5 protein-coding genes, 2 tRNA genes and 1 riboswitch are annotated in these 5183 nt (G+C 30.0%); of the genes, 3 read left to right on the top strand and 4 right to left on the bottom strand.

The features are described from left to right. Nucleotide 1 precedes the first annotated feature (1 nt). Both B3R94_RS01545 and B3R94_RS01540 read right to left on the bottom strand, forming a co-directional pair. Nucleotides 2-1324: a tryptophanase gene (locus B3R94_RS01545; protein WP_291098143.1), complete on the bottom strand. Its 1323-nt coding sequence runs from the start codon at nt 1322-1324 to the stop codon at nt 2-4. 117 nt (nt 1325-1441) lie between these two features. After that, entirely contained in the window at nt 1442-1855 is a 414-nt protein-coding gene (locus B3R94_RS01540; RefSeq protein WP_125349957.1) for an acyl-CoA thioesterase, read from the bottom strand. Between the two features lie 129 nt (nt 1856-1984). Further along, nucleotides 1985-2072, bottom strand: a riboswitch (adenosylcobalamin-variant (AdoCbl-variant) riboswitch). A 126-nt stretch (nt 2073-2198) separates the two neighbouring features. Between B3R94_RS01540 and B3R94_RS01535 the strand changes: the two genes are divergently transcribed. From B3R94_RS01535 to B3R94_RS01525, 3 genes are all read left to right on the top strand, one after another. Then, nucleotides 2199-3350 carry an LOG family protein gene (locus tag B3R94_RS01535; RefSeq protein WP_280037341.1) on the top strand — a complete coding sequence of 384 codons (1152 nt, stop codon included), beginning with the start codon at nt 2199-2201 and terminating at the stop codon, nt 3348-3350. Nucleotides 3351-3518: 168 nt separating this feature from the next. After that, nucleotides 3519-3591, top strand: a tRNA-Met gene (locus B3R94_RS01530). 6 nt (nt 3592-3597) lie between these two features. Continuing rightward, nucleotides 3598-3670: transfer RNA gene (locus B3R94_RS01525), tRNA-Met, on the top strand. Nucleotides 3671-3924: 254 nt separating this feature from the next. On the opposite strand, the gene B3R94_RS01520 is transcribed toward B3R94_RS01525, so the two are convergent. Together B3R94_RS01520 and B3R94_RS01515 are read right to left on the bottom strand one after the other, a co-directional pair. Continuing rightward, a complete protein-coding gene (locus B3R94_RS01520; RefSeq protein ID WP_286495268.1) occupies nt 3925-4326 on the bottom strand; it encodes a hypothetical protein in 402 nt (133 codons plus the stop codon). Between the two features lie 9 nt (nt 4327-4335). After that, a complete protein-coding gene (locus tag B3R94_RS01515; protein ID WP_286495267.1) occupies nt 4336-5070 on the bottom strand; it encodes a hypothetical protein in 735 nt (244 codons plus the stop codon). Nucleotides 5071-5183: the final 113 nt, after the last annotated feature.

Genomic DNA, 5183 nt, shown 5'->3' with positions numbered 1-5183 from the left:
ATTAGCAACTTGAAACCGCCATTTCGTTTCGTCGATCAAAAATATTTTTCAAAGCTACTGCAATATAATCCATATGACTTTGGAAATAAGTTCTTCTCGGAATTGCCAAACGCAATAATTCTAATTTTGGATAACGGTTTTCTCGTGTTTCAGGATCACGATCTGCCAAAATAGTTCCAATTTCTACACCACGAATTCCAGCTTCTTTGTACAATTCGATTCCCAATGTTTGTGCAGGGAATTCTTCGCGCGTTACATTTGGTAAAAATTTTACAGCATCAACAAAAATGGCGTGCCCACCAATTGGTTGCTGAATTGGAATGCCAAATTCAATTAATTTATTCCCTAAATATTCAATTTGTTTGATGCGCGATTGTAAATAAGAATATTCTGTCGATTCTTGTAAACCTTGTGCTAAAGCTGCTAAATCACGTCCAGCTAAACCGCCATAGCTTAAATATCCTTCGTAAATAATTCCGAAATTTCCACAAATTTTATACAGCTCTTCGTTATTCAGTGCAATAAATCCACCAATATTTACCAAACCATCCTTTTTCGCAGACATCGTCATTCCATCTCCGTAAGAAAACATTTCTAAAACAATTTCTTTAATCGTTTCCGTTTTGAATTCTTCTTCTCTTTCTTTGATGAAATAAGCATTTTCCGCAAAACGAGCGCCATCAAAAAAGACTGGAATTCCATATTGATTAGACAATTCACGAACTTGACGAATATTTTCGATTGATACAGGTTGGCCACCAGAAGAATTACATGTAACAGTGATTAATGTAAATGGAATTTGTTCTTTTCCGTATTCTTTGTAGACATTTTCTAACTTTTGTAAATCGATATTTCCTTTGAAAGGATGAATCAATTCGCTGTCAAAAGCCTCATCAATAGTACAATCAATTGCGTGTGCTTTTCTAAATTCGATGTGACCTTTTGTTGTATCAAAATGCGAATTTCCAGGAACAACATGACCTTCTTTTACAAGAGCTGAAAATAATACATTTTCCGCTGCACGACCTTGATGCGTTGGTAAAAGAAACTCAAATCCAGTAATGGTATTAATGGTTTCTCTCAGTTTTAAGAAAGATTGAGAACCAGCGTAGCTTTCGTCTCCAGTCATCATTGCAGACCACTGTTTGTCGGACATTGCTCCAGTTCCAGAATCAGTTAATAAATCAATAAATACTTTGTGGCTTTCTAGGTTAAATAGGTTGTAATCTTTTTCTTCGATCCACTTTTCGCGTTCTTCTCGAGTAGATTGATAAATTTCTTCGACCATTTTTATGCGAAATGGTTCGGCAAAAGGTAATTCCATTTTTTGTGTTTAATGTAAAACTAAGAAACCTTTAGAATATTATCAATTATTAATTGGAATTCATAAAAAAATCCTCTATCAAAAAGATAAAGGATTAAAAATTTTCTATAGCTCGTGTTAGTCAATAACAGGAACAGGTCTTTTATTTTCGTTGATTGCAACTAACGTAAAAGTTCCAGAGATTGCTTTATCGCGACCATCACGGTACATACTTTCGATATAAACATCAATTTGTACATCCAAACTTGTGCGTCCTACACGAACAACTCTTCCCACAAATTCAACAATTGTTCCTGCGGGAATAGAATGCTTAAAATCAATTTTGTCACTACTTACTGTAACAATAGGTTTACGACAAAAACGAGTTGCTGTCATAAAAGCAATTTCGTCCATCAAATACATTACTGATCCTCCAAACATTGTGTTGTGGTGGTTTGTATCTCCTGGAAAAACAGCTTTGAAAATGCGAGTTTCAGAATTGATGATACGTTGTTCGATCAACTCTTCTCTTGGTGTTTTTTCCACTTCCATTATCATAATATTTACACGTTACTTTTCTTCATTATTTTTTGAGTTGATAATGTTTTTTTGTGGTGGTTTGATGATTTCATAGAACATAATTTTTACTTTTTTCGCGAAAGTTTTTGACTAATTATTAACTCAATTAGTGGCATTCTGACTTATCAAAAATATTGATTCACAGTTGCGCGACAGTTCGTGAATTGCACACGATTCCCCAATAAGTTGAGCACGAATTTGATGCAAATATAAATTAGAAAAATGAAAATTAGCAGATTTATTGTGCCGAATTCGTTGGTTTGGAATAATTCGTGTAAATTCATTTTACGAATTTTTAATGAAGTAAGAAAAAAGAATGAAAATAAAACCAATCAAAGATTTAGTTCATAATCTATCAGAATGGAATGAATTAGTTTCTCAAACCAAAGATTTAACCGATAAAGTAGTTCAAGATGTTAATTTTTTGCGTCAAGAAATCAATTGGGAAGAGTATAATTTATGTAATACATCGTTTTTGGGTTGTAAGTTTAAACAATATGAAGCAATCTATTTAATCGAAAAAGGAGCATTCGTTTATCCAAAATTTGCATCAATTCCCTATAATCCATATCGTGGAAAATTGTATACTTGGCAAGAGTTGATGGAAGGTTATAATCAGGACAATGATGAAAGTATAGATCTTAAAATCTACAAACATTTCAAAAAACATAAATATAATCCATCTGTTTCAGAAGCTTTGGCGCAACGTTTACACGATTTGTCTATTGATGATTGTTTGCGTCGAATTTTAGAATATGATGAAAACGGAATGACGAAGAAAAAAGTGATTGGTTTTATGGGTGGACATTCTACTGCGCGCAATTCTGAGTTTTATAATGAAACGGCGAAAGCAGCAAAATTGGCAACTGAAAAAGGTTATTTTGTTGTTTCTGGCGGAGGACCTGGAATTATGGAAGCAGCAAACTTAGGTGCTTATATGGCAAACTATGCAGATGAAGATTTGATGAATGCTATTAATATTTTAGCAGATTTAGATTTTATTGATGATCAAAGAACCGAATACTTGGCAAAAAATTATATGACTAATGCGCAGAAGGTTTTAGAGATTTACCCAAATGGTGCAGAAAGTTTGGCTATTCCTACTTGGTTTTATGGTCACGAGCCAAGTAATTTATTTGCCACGAATATTGCGAAATATTTTTCTAATAGTATTCGTGAAGATATGTTGTTAACAATTAGCTTATTTGGTTTAGTTTATGCGCCTGGAAGTGCAGGAACGACACAAGAAATTTTTCAGGAAGCAGCTCAAAATCATTACGGAACGTCAGGATATTATAGTCCAATGATTTTTTTGAGCAAGAAAAGATATGTAGAAGATACAGCGATTTATTCGGTTTTGCATCAATTAGCAACAGGAAGACCATATAAAGAGTTATTATTTTTAACAGATAGTGCTGATTTAGCAATTGATTTTATCGAAAATCATCCACCAATCAAAGCGATTTAAAATTATTTTAGAAGATTATTAAAAATAAATTTAATTATTAAAACTGTATAAACCTCTTTAATAAAATGGTTTATGTGAGTTTTATTTGTTTTATGTCCGAATAAAATAAAATAATTTCGAAAAATGTTTGGTATTTTAAATAATGAACGTATATTTGCAGTCCAATAACGCGAGATGGAGCAGTAGGTAGCTCGTCGGGCTCATAACCCGAAGGTCACAGGTTCGAGTCCTGTTCTCGCTACTAAATCGCGAGGTGGAGCAGTAGGTAGCTCGTCGGGCTCATAACCCGAAGGTCATCGGTTCGAGTCCGGTCCTCGCTACTACAAAGAGAGTTTCTAACAAGAAGCTCTCTTTTTTTATGTCTTTAACTGAGAATTAAGATTGGATAAACTATTTTTGTATGATGAATGTAGAAGAATATAAAAAACAATATAACGCTAAACAGCGAAAACTGAATAGCGTTTTTATCATTTGTAAATAACAGTTAAAAGCATATGATTTTTAACTCATTTTTACACCTATTTTTATATCGTTTTTTACGATGGATTTTTATATTAAAAATTACACTATCATTTTAATTGATTTTATAACCTTTTTTCTCAAGTAAATCTATTAATTTGGTATAATCATCTCCTTTCTTGATATTTATCGATACATATTTAATTATATAATAAATAACAATAGGATTAAAAACAATTGGCAAATACATTGTAATTGAAGTATGATTAGCATTATAATCATCATTTAAATGAATACCTTCTTTTACAATATTGAGAAAAGTTGAAATACCAAGATAAATAACAATAGTAATAAATAAAACTATCCACATGCTTACATATGGTTTAAGCTTTATTTCTTTATCGTTCTTTCTGATTTTAAATTTTTTACCATTAAATTCATATTTGTACCACTTTCTATTTTCTAATGATTCAATTTCAATAGATACAACCTCATCTAACTTCTCTAAATTATTCATACTTAATATTTATATATAAAATATTTCACGTTTAATTTCCTGTTCTAAATTTTCGTTAATTGATTGTCTTTTTAATATCCAATCATTATTCTCGTTATATTCGTATATAGATTTTGATTCATTTTCAATATCTAAATTGTTTAAAAAATTATAAAAATCATCATCATTTACAAACTGACCTTCTTTTAAAAAATATACATCAATTTTTTTTCTATGTTCATCAAATATTTTGTAATTCTGAATAAATTTCTTTTTATACAACTCTTTATTTTTAAAATAAAACTTTTCAACATCATCAGAGTCACTTTTCTTTACACTCAAACAATTAAAAAACCATCTATAAGAATATTTACAGACTTCTGTTTTACCATTTTTTAATAATCTTTTCTCATAAATAAGATTACCATTACTATTATATTCAAAAATAACTTTTTCAAAAGGCTTTTCATTAATACATTCATAAAAATCAACTTGCCTTAGATTACATGAACCATCAAAATAAAAATCTCTAAAATATTTTCTATTTATAGGAGGTATCCATCCATCAGATTCAGAAATTTCATTACTTCTAATTTTTATTTTTTCTACTTGACCAATGTTATCTTCAATTATATCAATAAAATCATATTTATAATCAGGTTTATATTTAAAATTTAAAACTTCTGGATATTTTAATAGTTTACTATATAAATAGTAAATTAAAAATATAAGTACTAAAAAAACTAAAAGTAATTCAATATTCATATAGTGTAATTTTAGTATTTTTAAAAAGTTCGTTTTATAATATAGAAGATCCGGTACACATCATTTAGATTAATCGTAAAATCTTCACATTTAGTGTAATCTTCCCCTTGTTA

This window comes from Empedobacter sp. UBA7611, assembly GCF_002484365.1.
Lineage (GTDB): Bacteria > Bacteroidota > Bacteroidia > Flavobacteriales > Weeksellaceae > Empedobacter > Empedobacter falsenii_B.
Note: the sequence above shows the minus strand (reverse complement) of the source record. Positions and strands in the feature narration are given on the sequence as shown.